Here is a 15,181-nt window from a genome sequence, read left to right on the forward strand (position 1 = left end):
CAATAAAAAATTACTTACAGAAACTAAGCTTAGAAAGATTTGGACTGCTTGTAATGTTTAGATTTGAATAACTTCTTACTTCCACATTTAATTTACATGCAGTACTTTGCGATATCGAAAGCTTACTCACAAAATCTTGCTCTGCCAGGTTTTGTGAATTAGGGTCTGAAGATAAAATTGTTATTAAAAATTCTTGATTATTTGAAGTATATGCAATTTGGTAATAAGGGTTTTCGTCAATCACAGCATTTCCAGTAGGATAGGTAAAAGTATCGCTTTTGTAAAAATTATTTACTGTCTGGTTGTTAACATTAACTTTTACACCTGTTGGGGCTTTAAAATTATTTTGATCTGTCGAAACATTTTGTCCTCGTGAATTTAAATAAATAAAAACAAAAATAATTACAATAAAAATCCCCAATATTAAAATTAAAATTTTTCTATATTTAAATATAAATTCCTTCATAAATAAATTATATCTTAAAGCCCACATTGAGGAGCAGTACCCCAATATTTCCAACCAAATCTTTGTTCAAACGCAGCTGCATAATTCATATTATTTTGTGCATTAGAATAATATTGCACACATTTATCAACAATCGCCTGATCTCCAATAACACAAGGGCTAATCATGTGTCCGCTAGCATCAGCTATTCCAATTGTTGTAAATCCTTGTTTGCAGGTCCAATAATATCCAGCAGGTTTTCCTTCACTCTGTGCAATTGAATCAAATTGCTGTTTAAGATCAGGAGGAGTCAAAGCTTGAATAGCAGGATGAGCAAGTAAATTTATTCCAAAAAGTCCATAACTATAATCCTGTGTACCGCCAATTTTTAAACAGGATAAATTATGGTTATCAGGTATACATCTGCTTTCTGCATTGGCAATGCATGATGCATTTTTAGCTTGGTCTCCAAAAGCTGCTGCAAAATCATCAGGTGTACAGGAAATTGGCCCGGAACTGGAACTCGACGAATTAGAGGAGGCTGTTAATGCAGGGGATGTTCCCATTCCCTGAGGCCTAAGAGCTGTTTGTATTGCATCTAAAAAATAATCTTTTATCCCGCCCACATATGGAATATATAAATTTGCAGTTGCTGTCGCTCCGCCCCCGCCGCTATTTCCGGCAGTTACTTCATCATCTCCTCCAGCTTGATAAGTAATATTCGTTTGTGCTGGTGTTTCTGTGATTTGAGTAACTGGAGAGTTGGCTCCGGTTTGTGGGAAAAATCTTTTAAAAATTGATTGTGATCCGCCGACAAGCTGATCCCAGATGTTTCCGACTTCCGGGCTCTGCGTATAAATTGAAAGATTTGCAGTCGCTGATGTACATGTATATGTTAAGTTTCCGCTAATTCCTCCTCCGTTTTCAAACGTGCTGCCTGAGACACTAACAATTGGTTTAAAAGTACAAGTATAGCTTCCGGTAAAATTTACTGTTCCCGATATTTTTTGATCGTCTTGCGCATATCCTTGTGCTTTTGTTCTATCGATATCTCCATATAAATTATCTCCAGGATTTGTTCTAGTGTTTAAAATCGTACATCCAGGCCCGATTTGAGGCGCAGTATTGGTATCATGGCTGCTTGTTGCATCAATTGACTTAAAAGTGTTTTGCAATTGTGTTGCAAGCTCTGTATCTTCTTGTGCATGAGCAAAATATAAATTATGTATATTATTTGTCCCATTACTTGGTGTAAAAGTCACATCTCCAGGATTAGTTTGCCCAAAGCTTGTAGTATCTCCGTTATTTGATAGAGGAGTGCTGTTTACCGTACCGCACGCTTGTTGCGCCCACTGGCTGCATGAATCAAACGATCCGTTCCCAGGGCAGCTGTCGCTAAAAGTTTTCCCGTTAGCGCAAGTAGTTGAACAAGGAGCCCCTGTCGTTCTACAAGAATTATTTGCTGGCGTTGTGTTTGCTATTTGGTTGGTTCCAATAGTACCGACTCTGTCTTCGTTTGTAGAAAAAGGAACAAAGGCAAAAAACTTTGCCCACCATGTTGAGGGAGTTGTTGGGCAGCCAAAAATTGGTGTTATACAAATATTCCCAAGCCATTGTGAATAAGCTTGCAGCCATCCGCTTACAGTTGAAAAATCTTGTTCAAGTGGAGGGGTGTGGCCTACCCAATCAGTAATTCTTCTTATAGTAGACAAATTAGCAATAGCATCCCCTTGCCCTTGAGTCATTGTATTGTTAGGGCTTACTGCCTGAAGAAAACTTATAAATCTGGTTATTGTATATAAATAACATGGCATGCTTCCAGCTTGCTCAGGGAAATCGCATTCAACTATTTTATTGTGAAGCCCCTGTTCATCAGTAGAAGTTGCAGGTCCAGCTACAGAATTAGCTGCTCTAGTTATAATATTTTCTCTTGAAAGTATTTGCCCGACAAAAGGCAATAATTTATTAAGTGGCCCAGAGTAATTAACTAAATAGTTTGGATCGCTGCTTGAAAAATCGTTTTCCGCTTTATCAACAACTCCGTTTAAATACCAGCTCACATAATTATTTACCCGCTGAGCAGCATCTAAATTATTAGCGCTCGTGTTTGGGCTTGTCCAAGTCCCATTCGGCACATCTTGCGTGTTCCCGAGAATTGGCAATTGTGCTCCAGTTAAATCAATTGAAACTTGTGCGCTTTCTGGAACATTTGCGTAGTTACATGAATATGACCCATCGGCAGCAGGAGTAGTGCAACCTGTCTGATACGCAGAGTTAGGTGAAGTTTGTTTAATGACAACCAAATCATTTGAACAAAGAGCTGCCATTTCACTTGGAGGAGTTTGTTTGTAACATGGGCTTGCAGGATATGGCCTGAGAGAATGAAATTCGGTAGCTGCTCCGGTTCCTCCCGTACTTTTATAAATATCATAATTGGTTTCATTGCATGGTACATTTGTGGACAGGTCGTAAGGCTCGGTGTTTGTCGCCGGTTGAGTACTGCTTCCAGCAGTTACATATCCAGGCGGCACATCATTACAAACCCCAGGTGAATCAGAACTCCACCAGTCTTTAAATCTGGGGTCCATAAAGCTTCCCGTATCTCGAATAGATACAAACGGATCTCCGCTTGCAGTTCCTATCACGTAGCCACAGGGAATGGCAACAAGTTGTGTTCGCCCTTTTGCTTCATTATCGTTATACATCTGAAGTAGAGTGGGGTTAACATTAATATTTAAAAAATGAATTGTGTAGCCGCTAGCAACACTATCTTCCAGTCCGTTATGAATCACAATATCAGTTGAAGTGGCATATAAAATTGTGTAATTAAATCCGCTCCCAATGCTTCTCCCCACTACTGGTGCTTTTATGTCATCTCCTGATTGAAACGAAATCGTTGCAGCTCCAGGTGAATTAACATTTGAAGAGTCCGGGCTATTGCTCCCGACGGCATTAATTTGATAAAAATTTGTAAAGTTTGGAGACCCAAAAGTATACAAGAGCTGTGGCGCCCCGGTTAAATCTGTATTTTGCGGATGGTCTATTAATTGGTTCGGAAAATTAGCAGGTTTCCAATTTCTTAAGGTTATGTTTATATCAGGGTCGCTCGCAGCAGGTCCGCCGTCTCTGGCAAAAACATTTTTATTAATAAAAAGAAGTGACAAACTTCCTAAAATTAAAGACAACAAAACAACTAACTTCAATTTCATAAATATACTTGAATTATACAATAGGGAAGTAAAAGAGTCTCTCTTATGGATTTTGTTGGATTTGGAAATTTAATATTCCCGTTATTCCAGTGAAATCCGAAATAAGTTTTAATATTAAATAAGCAAGTGCTATTAAAACAAGTCCACCAATTGCATATGTAAGCGTTTGTCTTGCTCCTTGTACTTTTCGCTCATCACCGCCTGCTGTTAAGTAATTAAATCCTCCTACAACAAACATCACAAAAAAACCAATTCCAGCAAGCCCAATAGCAATTGAAACAATATTGCTAAAGATATTTTGTAGTCCAGTCAAAGGTTCTGGTGGGTTCATAATCAAATTGTAAATGAAAAAGAAGAATTAAACAAGGAATAGGCAAGAAATAAATCAAATTACTTAAAACTAGATATTGGAGTTATCTGCAAACTAAATATATTAATTCCAAACAAACTTCCAACCAAACTTGCAATTGCCCAAGCGGCAAATACTATTACCAAACCAATTAAAGCAGCTGTAATCCTTCCTCTTGCAGCTTCAGTTTGTCCTTTGTCTCCTCCAGAAAGGATCCACTGAACTCCACCAATCACAAGCATTATAAAAAAGATCAAAGCAGCAGCTACCAAAATTAAATTAATTGCACCACCCAGAAGACTACTTATTGTTATACCGCTAACACTGGGAACTAAACCAGCTTGTGGCTGTAAATTAATTGTTTGTTCACCTGTTGTTCCGCCTGTTCCACTTTGTGCTTGTGCGAGTAAATTCATCATTTGTATTTTATTATTTAATTATTAAAGGGTTAATGTCAAGAGTTAAAATATTAATTCCGAAAAACCCTTCAATGAGTTTTATTATAGCAAAAACACTAAAAAGTACAACTATTCCTACCAAAGCTTGTGCAATTCTTCCCCGTGCTGCCTCAACTGCTCCTTTATCTCCGCCGCTTGTCACCCACTGAATACCTCCGATAAGTAACATAAAGAAAAATAAAATTGCACCGGCAAGAAATGCAAGACTAATCAAAGAGGGGATAAGCTCTTGTACAAAACCTACTCCAGTATTGTTATTTAAACTCCCAATTGCAGGATTAGTTATCCCGCCATTACTAACTCCAGAACCTCCACTACCTCCTTGTGCTTGTGCTATTAAATTTTTATACATAATTAACAATTATTATTTATTATACAAATGGGGTTCAAAATATTATGCAACCCAAGTATTGTCCCAAGTAAGCTCACTATAAAGATTGCAGCAACAACAATCACAACTCCAATAATTCCAGTTGTAATTTGTTTGCGTGCTGCTTCAACTGCCCCTTTATCTCCGCCAGATGCAAGTATGCGAATAGCGCCAATTACCATTTGAAAAGTAAACCAAATAAAGGCAACCACAGTCATAACTCCAATTACTTTTGAAAGTGCGCTATTAAAGGTTGTTCCAGCATCTGATGCTTGTCCTGTCCCTAAAGGTCCCACTCCTTGAAACCCTGGTCCTAATGGTATGTCAGCAATTAAATTTTTCATATAATTGGAATTTGTGGATTAAGAATGAATGTCCAGTCGTTAAATATAAGTTTCCCAAATATCGCCGCAAGTACGAAAGCTCCTGCCATAAACAGTAATCCTATTGCAGTCTGCCAGATTCTTGCCCACGCACCCTCAACTTTTTTCGGGTCATCTCCTGCAGACAAAAATGCATATCCAGCTAAAACTAAATTAAAAAGAGCATAAATTCCGCCGCCAACAATTAGTAATTTAAGAACTAAATTTAAAAACTTCCCAATTCCGCCACCGCTCACATCACCAAAATTGCTTAGTGCTGTAGGAAGGGGAACATGTCCTATATCTGGTGCTGTTGCTTGAGCGATTAAGTTTCTCATTTATTGTGAAATAATAGGTACTTTAATTATAACCTCAATCAGTCTAACTATCCAGTAGGCTGCAAAAACAACAACGAAACCAATTACAGCGGCACTTGCTGCCTGCTGCCCGCGCTTAGCGGCATCTGGATTATTGCTTCCAGCTCCTTGAATAATTGAAAATCCTGCAAATACTAAAAAAAATAAAATTAAAACTCCCGAAACTACAAATCCAATTTTTACTATTAAAGATACTAAATTACCAAGCGTAGCTGTCTCTCCATATGGAGAGTTAAACTGTGAACCAATATCAACTCCTTGAGCTATTAATTTCATAATTATTTAAATATATTTGTTATCCCCGGTAAATAAAACACAATTCCAATAAGTTGTACAACCCAATAAGCAATAAAAATAATTATAAATCCAACTAACGCATTTGTAATGTGTGCTTTAGCAGCTCCGGCAGCTTTCGGATCGCCGCGAGATAACATTAATTGAATTCCTCCAAAAATTAAATAAACAAGCAGAACCATGCCGGCAATTGTAAATATCCAGGGGATAGCAGCTGCTAATATATCTCCAATTTTGGTACTGGCAGAAAAAGTTGCATCAGGCTCACCTTTACTTTGAATACCATTAAAATCAATAGGTGATTGTGCAAGTAAATTCATTTTTAAAGTCCTTTTATTTGTAGTATATCAACTCCAATGATTCGAAGAATTATTACTGAAAAAATTAACAGTAAAAGTCCTGCAATAGCAGAAGTCATAAGCTCTTGCCCAGCTTTAAGTCTGTTTGGATCTCCTCTTGAAGTCATAATCTGAAATCCTGCAAAAAGAATTAACAAAAACGCAATTCCTCCGCCAATTCCAATTGCCCAGCGTAAGAAAAAGCCAATCAAATCACTTTGATTATCAATTGGAATACAACCAACAGCTGTATTTATACCAGTTCCACCTCCATTTACTACACAAGTAGGGGTAATTCCAGGACCAGAATTCTGCCCGGGGAAAACATCACCGCTCGCATTTGTGGATGTGTCTGCATTTAAAGTACAAGAAGAAGATCCATCAATAAAAGTAAGACGAGCCGATTTTACTTCAGGATTTATGGTTGGTAATGTAAAACATCCATAATAAGTTCCAGGATTTGAATTATCTGGAACGGCACTAATACCAGATAAATTAGCATCTTGTTGGGAAAATGAACACTGAACAGTAGTACCGTTAACAATTCCAGCCCCAGAGCCTGTACAAGAAGCACTGAAACTAACTTTATTTATTTCATTTGCATTCGTGAAACCTCCTAAACAAATCTGCAAATTTCTAGAAGAATCAAAGCTGGTCTCGCTACACGTCATTGTTTCGGCATTAACCAACCCAGGTTTTAAAAATAATCCTAAAAACAAAAATATAAATAAGCCGACTATTTTCTTCAACATTTACCCCAATTTTAGCATACAACTGTCCTGTATAATAAGCATAGCTTGGTAAGCTATCATAAATCATGCCCAAATTTTTAAAATTTATTCTTGTTGTTTTTCTTTTCTTTGCCGTAACTTTTTCTTTAGAAGAAAAAGTACGAGTTGTAAAGGCAGATATTAATAGTGATTGTCAAAACGAAGATCCAGCCCAAATTGTTGCTGAAGGAAAAACTGATCAATGCACTCAAATTTTAAGTGGAATTGCCTCAAGTATTTCTGCAGCAAATCAAACTAATCAAAAAAACCTAAGCTCTCTTCAATCCCAATTAAATAGTATAAACTCTCGTCTTTCTGCAATGTCAGATCAATTGAAGATTTATTCTCAAACTATTGCAAGTAAACAAAGTGATTTGGGTTTTACTCAAACAATTCTTAATCAAAAAACTGTTGATAATTACACAAGGTTAAGGACAAATAGTGATCCGCTTTTTTTAATTCTTTTATCAAATAATGCCTATCAGGCTTTTCAGCAATTAATTTTAGAACAAAAGGTTCAAAGCGCAGATACTAATAGTATTATTTCTTACGCAAATCAAATTAATGATTTGAAAAACGAGCAGGATACTCTCAAAAAAAGCCAAGATGCTCTTAGTACAGTTCAAAAACAGGTAACAAGTCAGGCAACATTTTTAGCGGGTGAAGTTGCTAAAGCAAATGCATATCTTGCAAGTATCTCAGCAAGGCAACAAGCTTTTATTGCAGCAAAACTTGCAAGTCTTGGTATTTCTCGAAGTGCATATGATTTGAATGGAGGATGTAGTAGTGATATTTCTCCAACAATTAAATCGCCAGGCTTTAGTCCTGCTTTTGCATTTTTTAGTTATGGAGTTCCAAATCGTGTTGGCCTAAATCAATATGGAGCTTTAGGCCGTGCAAATGCTGGCCAGAATGCTCAAACTATTTTACAAGCTTACTATAATGCCGATTACACAACAAATTATAATGATGGAATTAATATTCATGTTGTCGGTACCAATGAATTTGGCCAAAGTTTTGACACCACTTGGAATATTGATGATTATCTGAAACACCTTTATGAAATGCCGACTAATTGGCCTGCTGAAGCTCTTAAAGCTCAAGCAATAGCGGCAAGAAGTTTTGCGTTAGCTTATACCAATAATGGTTCAGGAAGCATTTGTCCGTCACAATCGTGTCAGGTTGTAAAACAGGAATTAAATAACGATGCCTGGCAGCAAGCAGTTGACGCTACCAAAGGGATTGTTATGACAAATGGAGGAAATCCTATTAAAGCTTGGTTCTCTGCAACTCATGGCGGTTTTGAATTTACATCAAGTGACATCGGTTGGTCGTCAACTCCCTGGACAAAGCGTCTTGTTGACGCAAGCGGAAGTGTAAATAGTTTTTCAGATTTAAATAACAACGCATATGACAAATCTTCTCCTGTTTTTTATTGCGATTGGGGGTCGCGCGCTGAAAACAACCACACAGCCTGGCTTCGTCCATCAGAATTAGCAGACATTGTAAATTCTGCTCTTCTTGCTGAAAAGGACAATAGCACCGAGTCTCATCTTTACCAGATTGATAAACCAAATCCTGAAGGAACTGACACATGGAGTCCTGACCAGGTTAGAAGTCAGCTCCAAAGTAGAGGAGTAACGCCTTTTAATAATATTAGTAATATTTCTGTAAATGTAGATTTTTCAACTGGCCGCACAACAAGCATTACAGCATCAGGTGATGCAGGAAATGAGACTGTAAACGGTGATGATTTCAAAAATTATTTTAATCTTCGTGCCCCTGCAAATATCCAGATTGTTGGCCCTCTTTATAATATAGAGCACGACTGATATACTTTGAATATGCCAGATGTCTTTGTAAATGCGCCAGATACAGATCCAGTCGTAAACCCATCATCAGGAGAAACTCAAAAATTTAATATTAATCCTAGTAATGTCGAAGACTTGCCAAATCACACCCATAATCCTCTAAGTGCTTATTGTTACTTTCCCCATGGTGTTGGCTTTATAAATAAAGAGCCAGACGAAAAAATTATTCTCTTGGTAAGGCGCCATGTAATTACTAATTTAGGCTGGATAACGCTTGTCATTATAATGCTTGTAGCTCCTGCTATCTTAAATTATTTCCCTTTACTTGGATTTCTTCCTTTAAAATTTCAAACCCTTGCAGTTCTTTTCTGGTATCTTTTAACTCTTGCAATCGCAATTCAAGGTTTTTTAAGTTGGTTTTTTACAGTTAACATTGTCACAAACCTTCGTGTAATTGATATCGATTTTGATAATTTAATCTACAGAAAAGTAACCGATGCCAAGCTTGATCATATTGAAGATGCAACTGTAAAAATGGGCTCTGTTATTAGAACTCTTTTTGATTATGGTGATGTTCTTATTCAAACAGCAGCTGAAGTTCCGGAAGTAGAATTTTGGGCTGTTCCTCACCCGGATAAAATTGATAAACTTTTATCAGACTTAAGATTAGAAAGTCATCCTTAAAATGCCAGTAACAACCATAGCAATACCAGCAGCAGTAAATATTGATAGTATTTTAAAAATATTTTTCATTATCGGTCTTTCCGTATATTCCGTTTTTGCTCTAGTTGTTGTTCGTCAGATTGAAATCATGAGTGAGACAGTAAATTTAACTTTTGAATTACCAATCAAAATCTTAGGAATTGTTCATTTAATTTTTGCAGTTTCACTGCTCATTTTTGCCTTTACTCTGTGAATTTTAAAATTATCCGCGGTAAGTTTGCTGGAAATCCTGACCCTTCCGGTTGGGTATATTCTGCTGACTTCACGCCAATAAGCGAAGAATTATTTAACACTAAAGGCCGCATATTCACAGTTGTCTCGATGAATAATTCTCATCCAGAGCTTGGGAAAGAAATTACCACTCGCTTGGAAGAAATTTACATAAATAGTAATAGTGGAGATATTTTTAATCACTTCAAAAATTCTGTAGAAGAAATCTTAAAAACATTTTCAACTCCTTCAGATTCTTTACAAATCATATCTGCAGCAGTTATTGGAGAAAAAATTATTCTTGCAGGTGCTGGTAATATTGAAGGCTGGGTAAAAAGAGGAGAATCTGTTTCAAAGCTTATTGATAATCCGAATGAAATTACTGCAATTTCAGGAAATATTTTAAATGGTGATGAATTTTTCCTTGGAACCGCTTCCGTCTTTACCAAAAACACTTACGAGTTAAATGATAAAACTTTGCAAAATTCTGATTGTTTAATTTCTCTAAAATTTGAATCTATAAAAGAAGAATCAACAACAGCGCCTGTTCAGGAAGATTTGCCTGATATTCCAGTCCCCAAGATCGCACCAATTCCAAAAGAGAATATTAAAAAGCCAATTAGTCCAGTCCGCCTTGCCTTGGCAGGAATTATAGACAGGATTTTAACTATTCTTCCGTTTCCAAATAAAGAAGTTTATGTTAAAAGCGATTTAAACAATCCCGTCAGTTATAAAAAAAGAAAAATAGCAACAGGAGCAGGAGCAATTCTTCTTTTACTTTTATTTATAAGTATTATTTTTGGCAAAAAACAACAAAGCAAATTAAGCCTTCAAGCACAGTACCAGCCAATTTTAAGTTCAGCTCAACACGACCTTGATGAGGCTCAAAGTATTGCAAGTGTAAATAATGGTCAAGCTCGTGATTTAATTCTGCAAGCAAAGACCCAGGTTGATGGATTGATTGCAAAAAATATTAAAGATCCGGAAATTTCATCTCTTTCAAATAATATTAATAGTGCCCTTGGCCAAATCGCAGGAATTTATGAAGATACACCAAATATGTATCTGGATTTGACATTGTTAAGCAGTAATTTTCATGGTGATGATATTGCAGCTTCAGATGACAGAATGGTTGTCCTGGATAAAAATAAGAAAATTCTTGAAAGTATAGTGATCGGAACATCTCAGGCAACTCCTGTGGCAGGGCCTGATGTTATGCCAGATGCAAATATGGTTGCAGCTTATTCAGACCGCAATTTTGTCACAAGTAGTGGCGGCATTTGGGATATAGAAGTTGAAAGCGCAACAAATATTATTCCTCCAGACACAAGTGTTGGAAATAATAATTTAATTTATGCCTACACAGGAAATTTATATTTACTCGATAAAAACAATAGTGCAGTCTGGCGTTATGCAGGTGATGGTGGAAATTTCGATGCTAAAACAAATTGGTTTGGAGACGGCGTGAAGCCCGATTTATCAAATGTAATTGCTTGGACGATAGACGGAAATATTTGGTTGCTTTCAAGCGATGGAAATATTTTAAGATTTTCAGGCGGTAACCCAATTGATTTTTCTCTTAAAAATCCTGACGAACCCCTTAAAGCTACAGATATCTTTACCACCCAAGACTCAAACTATTTATATATTCTTGATCCTGGAAATAGTAGGGTATTGGTCGTAGATAAAGATGGTAATTATAAAGGTGAATATTTAAATGACAATATCAAAAACGCTACAAAATTAGTTGTTTCAGAAACCGACAAAAAAATAATTCTTCTTGAAGGAAGCAAATTATATTCCCTAGACGTTAAAAACCTCTAATTGGTGGAGACGGAGGGAATTGAACCCTCGTCCGTAAAAGTTTTTTGAAATTAGTTCTACAAGCTTATGTTGTTTAAAAATGTCCTCTAAATATTAAAATAACCAAATAAATTTAAAGTAAGATTTAATTTTTCGATATTTAATCCTAAATCGAAGATTAATATCTATCTCGTTCTTTCTTACACTCTTTTTAAATGGTCGAGATCAATTAAAAGAATGCCGCGCTTTGCTTAGTATTAAGCAAAAGCAAGTGCTGATTGGTTAGAACCAACACCAAGTAAAGCCATTAAAGGATTTACTTCAGAAGCTTGATCGTTAGATTTAGCTTTTGTTTTTTGAATCTAGGTTAAGACTTAGATTCAATGTCTGCTTGCTAATTTTCAAAGTACTTAAAACGTCGAAACCGATCGTCCCCAATGCAAATATTATATGTTTTTTGAACCTAAAAGTCAATTTTTCAGGTTCATTTCAATATCTCGTTCAATATCTTTTTGTTTCAAGCTTTCCTTCTTTTCATATTCATGTTTTGCCTTAGCAAGCCCAAGTTCAACTTTCACCAATCTTTGTTTTGTATAAACTTTTGTAGGCACTAAAGTTAGCTTTTTTTGCTTCATTTTTGTTTCCAAAGCTATTATTTCGCTTCTCTTCAGTAATAATTTACGGCTTCTTGATTGGTTATAATTTTTGGCGCCAGTTATAGGTACAACTGCATTCACTAAATAAACTTCATTAGAAAGTATTTTGGCATAAGCATTGCTCAAATTTATGTGTCCTTCGCGAATTGCACGCGCTTCGCCTCCGGTAAGTACAACTCCGGCTTCGATTCTTTCTTCGATAAAATAATTAAAAAATGCTCTTTTGTTTTCAACTTTCATGACCTTATTATATATCAGGATGGATCTTTTAGATCTTGTTTTCCCTAAAACTTGTCTTAATTGTAATAAATCTGGAAAATATTTCTGTGAAGATTGCGTTTCCAAAGTCCATATTTTAAATAGATTTGATCCGGCAACTAAAACTTTTTCAGTTTTTGCCTATGATGGAATAATTCAAAAGGGAATAATAAAACTAAAATATAAATTCGCCTTTGATTTGGGAAAAGAGTTAGCAGATTTGACAGTTGAAAATTTTAAACATTCTTTTCCTCAAAAGTGTGTTTTATTGCCAATTCCATTGCACAAATCCCGTGAGAATTGGCGTGGCTTTAATCAATCAGAAATAGTAGGAAAATTGTTATCAGAGAAGCTAAATTGGGGATTTGATAATAATATTTTAACAAGAACCTCACAAGGCAAAACCCAAGTTGGTTTAAAGTCAATTGAACGGGTACGGAATATTCGCGGAAAATTTGCGGTAAATGACGAGGCTCTGCGAGCCATCCTGAGCGCAGTCGAAGGATCTGATCCAACTTTCATAGTTTTTGATGACGTCGCAACAACCGGCTCAACTATCCAGGAAGCAATAAGAATTTTAAAGAAAAGTGGGGCTCAAAAAGTCTTTGGCTTAACTATTGCAAGATAAACTAATCATAATATCCATCCATGAATTTTTGATAGAGTTCGCTTATTCCAATATCATGATTTTCATTCCACGCGATTTCGATATCTTTACTTCTCAACCACTCAATCGGTTGTTTAGTAGCTTGCTGCTGTTCTTGGTATCTCCATGCCATATGACTTAAAAAAGACGCTTTTCTCCATAAATCTACAGATAAGAATATCGGCATTCTTTCAGAAAATAAATCATCAACAATTTGAGGAAACTTCACCAATTTATCATTGATTTCATTAAAAGCCGCAAATAATAATTGCCATTCAGGAATTTGTTGATCCTCCTCTGATAATTCTTCGCCAAGAGAATTAATCATCATTCCCACTTTTTGCGCTCTTTCTCCGGCTTTCTCGGTATCGAAATCCTCCAAAGCTTCAAAATATTCTTCTTCTGTCCAATCTCCTTCGGAAGTTTTTTCTAATCCTAGACTTTCTGCCGCTAAACCCATAAAAAAAGGACTTAAACCTCCAATACTATCTCGAATCACTTTCTTTGTAACTTGTAATTTATCTAACTCTTCTTGAATTCTTTCTTCTTCAGTTTTTGCCATAACTAAGCGGTGAGGGAGAGATTCGAACTCTCGATAGGGAAATTCCCTATATTGGTTTTCAAGACCAACGCACTAGGCCACTATGCGACCTCACCGAGCTTGCGAGGTGGGTCGCCACAAGCTTCGCTTATGCGACCGAACACCTTGGGCGGAGGCGGTGAGATTCGAACTCACGAGACCCGATTAGGGGTCGAAGTTTAGCAAACTTCTGCCATAGGCCACTAGGCGACGCCTCCTTTCAAACCTACCGCATTATATCAAATTGACGTATAATATTCCTGATGCCCGAAGTAGTAACAACAGTACAACAAAACGTTCCGGAAAAAGATTTAATTGTATGGTCTGCACCTTCTCGTCCCTTCAAAAGGCGAAATCGTGAATTTTATATAAATATTATTGCAATCGCTGCAGTTACAGGTTTAGTCGCATTTTTAATTGACGGTTTTCTTCCAGTAATTTTAATTATTTCTATTGTTTTTTTAGTGTATGTTATGTCAACAATTGAGCCTGAAAATATTGAATATAAAATTACAAATAAAGGAATCAAAATTGCGGGGCGCCTAACTGATTGGAATATTATGAATAGATTTTGGTTTGCAAAGCGTCTTGATAACGAACTATTAATAATCGAAACAAGAGTTTTGCCAGGGCGTTTGGAATTAGTAACAAAACCGGAATTAAAAGATCAAATTCAAAAAGCTTTAAGCGAATATCTTGTTCATGAAGAAGTCCCAGCTTCAGGTTTAGATCGTGCAACCAACTGGTTTAGTAATAAAATGCCCGGTTTAAAATAAGCAAAGCTTGTCGCTTCACGATAAAAAAGCTTCAATTTGATATAATTCGAGTAAGCTATAGCTCTGAGCGTAGTCGAAGAGTACTCGTAGTTCAATGGACAGAATAAGGGATTGCGGATCCTTTGATCTGAGTTCGATTCTCAGCGAGTACACAAGTTATTTATTGGCGGGTTCGCATAGCGGCCAATTGCATCGGTTTCGAAAACCGAAAGGAGCAATCCTTACGCAGGTTCAAATCCTGCACCCGCCGCCTACAGCCCTGAGCGAAGCCGAATGGGTGAATTCGTGATATAATTCAAGCACAATGAAACAAAAATTAATTCTTGTTGGTGGTGCAGTTGTCTACAAAAAAGTTAAAGATAAGCCAGTTTGGTTTGTAGTGAAACAAAAAGAAGACGGAGATTGGGAAATTCCAAAAACAAATGCCAGGCGTGGTGAATCTTCAGTTCGTGCAGTTATTCGTATGATGGGTGAGCAAGCCGCAATGAATGTTAAAGTCCAAGAAGAAGTCGGCCGGGTTAATGGAGCAGCTCTTGTTGGTGGTAATACTATTCCTCAAAGAACTCTCTACTATTTAATGATTTGCAAAGAAGCAAAAGAAGTCTTGGCATTTTTAGATTTCGAATGGCTTGACTACACAAAGGCTGCAAAAAAAATTAAAAATAAAAAAGATTTGGCAATGCTAAAGTCGGCTCGCGACCTCCTTAAAGAATTAGACAAAAAGAAAAAGGCTAAGAAAAAATAAT

The 15,181-nt window shown here is 36.5% G+C and carries 19 protein-coding genes, 4 tRNA genes and 1 other RNA gene; 9 read left to right on the top strand and 15 right to left on the bottom strand.

Annotated features, from left to right (window positions below; all coding sequences use genetic code 11):
* Positions 1–10: 10 nt before the first annotated feature.
* The 10 genes from VG895_04580 to VG895_04625 are packed head-to-tail and all read right to left on the bottom strand — an operon-like array spanning position 11 to position 6,954.
* Entirely contained in the window at positions 11–466 is a 456-nt protein-coding gene (locus tag VG895_04580) for a hypothetical protein (GenBank protein ID HWA52305.1), read from the bottom strand.
* 14 nt (positions 467–480) lie between these two features.
* A complete protein-coding gene (locus VG895_04585; protein ID HWA52306.1) occupies positions 481–3,654 on the bottom strand; it encodes a hypothetical protein in 3,174 nt (1,057 codons plus the stop codon).
* A 43-nt stretch (positions 3,655–3,697) separates the two neighbouring features.
* Positions 3,698–3,985: a pilin gene (locus tag VG895_04590; GenBank protein ID HWA52307.1), complete on the bottom strand. Its 288-nt coding sequence runs from the start codon at positions 3,983–3,985 to the stop codon at positions 3,698–3,700.
* 59 nt (positions 3,986–4,044) lie between these two features.
* Positions 4,045–4,419 (bottom strand): hypothetical protein, encoded by a 375-nt coding sequence (locus VG895_04595; GenBank protein HWA52308.1) that lies wholly within the window; start codon positions 4,417–4,419, stop codon positions 4,045–4,047.
* A 13-nt stretch (positions 4,420–4,432) separates the two neighbouring features.
* Entirely contained in the window at positions 4,433–4,813 is a 381-nt protein-coding gene (locus tag VG895_04600) for a hypothetical protein (protein HWA52309.1), read from the bottom strand.
* Between the two features lie 2 nt (positions 4,814–4,815).
* Entirely contained in the window at positions 4,816–5,175 is a 360-nt protein-coding gene (locus VG895_04605) for a hypothetical protein (GenBank protein HWA52310.1), read from the bottom strand.
* Complete coding sequence (locus VG895_04610; GenBank protein ID HWA52311.1) at positions 5,172–5,531, bottom strand: hypothetical protein; 360 nt, start codon at positions 5,529–5,531, stop codon at positions 5,172–5,174. Before VG895_04610 ends, VG895_04605 begins: the two co-directional genes overlap by 4 nt.
* Positions 5,532–5,846, bottom strand: coding sequence for a hypothetical protein (locus tag VG895_04615; GenBank protein ID HWA52312.1), 315 nt, complete (start codon positions 5,844–5,846; stop codon positions 5,532–5,534).
* 2 nt (positions 5,847–5,848) lie between these two features.
* A complete protein-coding gene (locus VG895_04620; protein ID HWA52313.1) occupies positions 5,849–6,184 on the bottom strand; it encodes a hypothetical protein in 336 nt (111 codons plus the stop codon).
* 2 nt (positions 6,185–6,186) lie between these two features.
* On the bottom strand, positions 6,187–6,954 hold the full coding sequence (locus VG895_04625) for a hypothetical protein (protein ID HWA52314.1): 768 nt from the start codon (positions 6,952–6,954) through the stop codon (positions 6,187–6,189).
* 65 nt (positions 6,955–7,019) lie between these two features.
* Here VG895_04625 and VG895_04630 point away from each other — a divergent pair, with 65 nt between their 5' ends.
* Genes VG895_04630 through VG895_04645 form a run of 4 tightly spaced genes read left to right on the top strand, consistent with a single transcriptional unit; the run spans position 7,020 to position 11,540 of the window.
* Positions 7,020–8,804 (top strand): SpoIID/LytB domain-containing protein, encoded by a 1,785-nt coding sequence (locus VG895_04630; GenBank protein HWA52315.1) that lies wholly within the window; start codon positions 7,020–7,022, stop codon positions 8,802–8,804.
* Between the two features lie 12 nt (positions 8,805–8,816).
* Complete coding sequence (locus tag VG895_04635) at positions 8,817–9,467, top strand: PH domain-containing protein (protein HWA52316.1); 651 nt, start codon at positions 8,817–8,819, stop codon at positions 9,465–9,467.
* A 1-nt stretch (position 9,468) separates the two neighbouring features.
* Positions 9,469–9,699 carry a DUF5657 family protein gene (locus VG895_04640; GenBank protein HWA52317.1) on the top strand — a complete coding sequence of 77 codons (231 nt, stop codon included), beginning with the start codon at positions 9,469–9,471 and terminating at the stop codon, positions 9,697–9,699.
* On the top strand, positions 9,696–11,540 hold the full coding sequence (locus VG895_04645) for a hypothetical protein (protein ID HWA52318.1): 1,845 nt from the start codon (positions 9,696–9,698) through the stop codon (positions 11,538–11,540). The genes VG895_04640 and VG895_04645 overlap by 4 nt, the downstream gene beginning before the upstream one ends.
* 1 nt (position 11,541) lies before the next feature.
* On the opposite strand, the gene ssrA is transcribed toward VG895_04645, so the two are convergent.
* Positions 11,542–11,955: a transfer-messenger RNA gene (ssrA, locus tag VG895_04650) on the bottom strand.
* 34 nt (positions 11,956–11,989) lie between these two features.
* A complete protein-coding gene (gene smpB, locus VG895_04655) occupies positions 11,990–12,415 on the bottom strand; it encodes an SsrA-binding protein SmpB (protein HWA52319.1) in 426 nt (141 codons plus the stop codon).
* 19 nt (positions 12,416–12,434) lie between these two features.
* On the opposite strand from smpB, the gene VG895_04660 reads away from it, so the two are divergent.
* Positions 12,435–13,061: a ComF family protein gene (locus tag VG895_04660; GenBank protein HWA52320.1), complete on the top strand. Its 627-nt coding sequence runs from the start codon at positions 12,435–12,437 to the stop codon at positions 13,059–13,061.
* 1 nt (position 13,062) lies between these two features.
* On the opposite strand, the gene VG895_04665 is transcribed toward VG895_04660, so the two are convergent.
* The 3 genes from VG895_04665 to VG895_04675 form a co-directional block, all read right to left on the bottom strand.
* A complete protein-coding gene (locus VG895_04665) occupies positions 13,063–13,641 on the bottom strand; it encodes a hypothetical protein (GenBank protein HWA52321.1) in 579 nt (192 codons plus the stop codon).
* Between the two features lie 7 nt (positions 13,642–13,648).
* Positions 13,649–13,736: transfer RNA gene (locus VG895_04670), tRNA-Ser, on the bottom strand.
* A gap of 54 nt (positions 13,737–13,790) precedes the next feature.
* Positions 13,791–13,877, bottom strand: a tRNA-Ser gene (locus tag VG895_04675).
* Positions 13,878–13,922: 45 nt separating this feature from the next.
* Between VG895_04675 and VG895_04680 the strand changes: the two genes are divergently transcribed.
* The 4 genes from VG895_04680 (at position 13,923) to VG895_04695 (ending at position 15,180) form a co-directional block, all read left to right on the top strand.
* Positions 13,923–14,435 carry a hypothetical protein gene (locus tag VG895_04680; GenBank protein HWA52322.1) on the top strand — a complete coding sequence of 171 codons (513 nt, stop codon included), beginning with the start codon at positions 13,923–13,925 and terminating at the stop codon, positions 14,433–14,435.
* An 80-nt stretch (positions 14,436–14,515) separates the two neighbouring features.
* Positions 14,516–14,587: transfer RNA gene (locus VG895_04685), tRNA-Arg, on the top strand.
* Between the two features lie 13 nt (positions 14,588–14,600).
* Positions 14,601–14,685 (top strand) — tRNA-Ser (locus VG895_04690).
* A gap of 54 nt (positions 14,686–14,739) precedes the next feature.
* On the top strand, positions 14,740–15,180 hold the full coding sequence (locus VG895_04695; GenBank protein HWA52323.1) for a hypothetical protein: 441 nt from the start codon (positions 14,740–14,742) through the stop codon (positions 15,178–15,180).
* Position 15,181 lies beyond the last annotated feature (1 nt).

The sequence above is a fragment of the Patescibacteria group bacterium genome (assembly GCA_035549555.1).
In the GTDB taxonomy this organism is placed as follows: domain Bacteria; phylum Patescibacteriota; class Microgenomatia; order UBA8517; family UBA8517; genus Co84-156.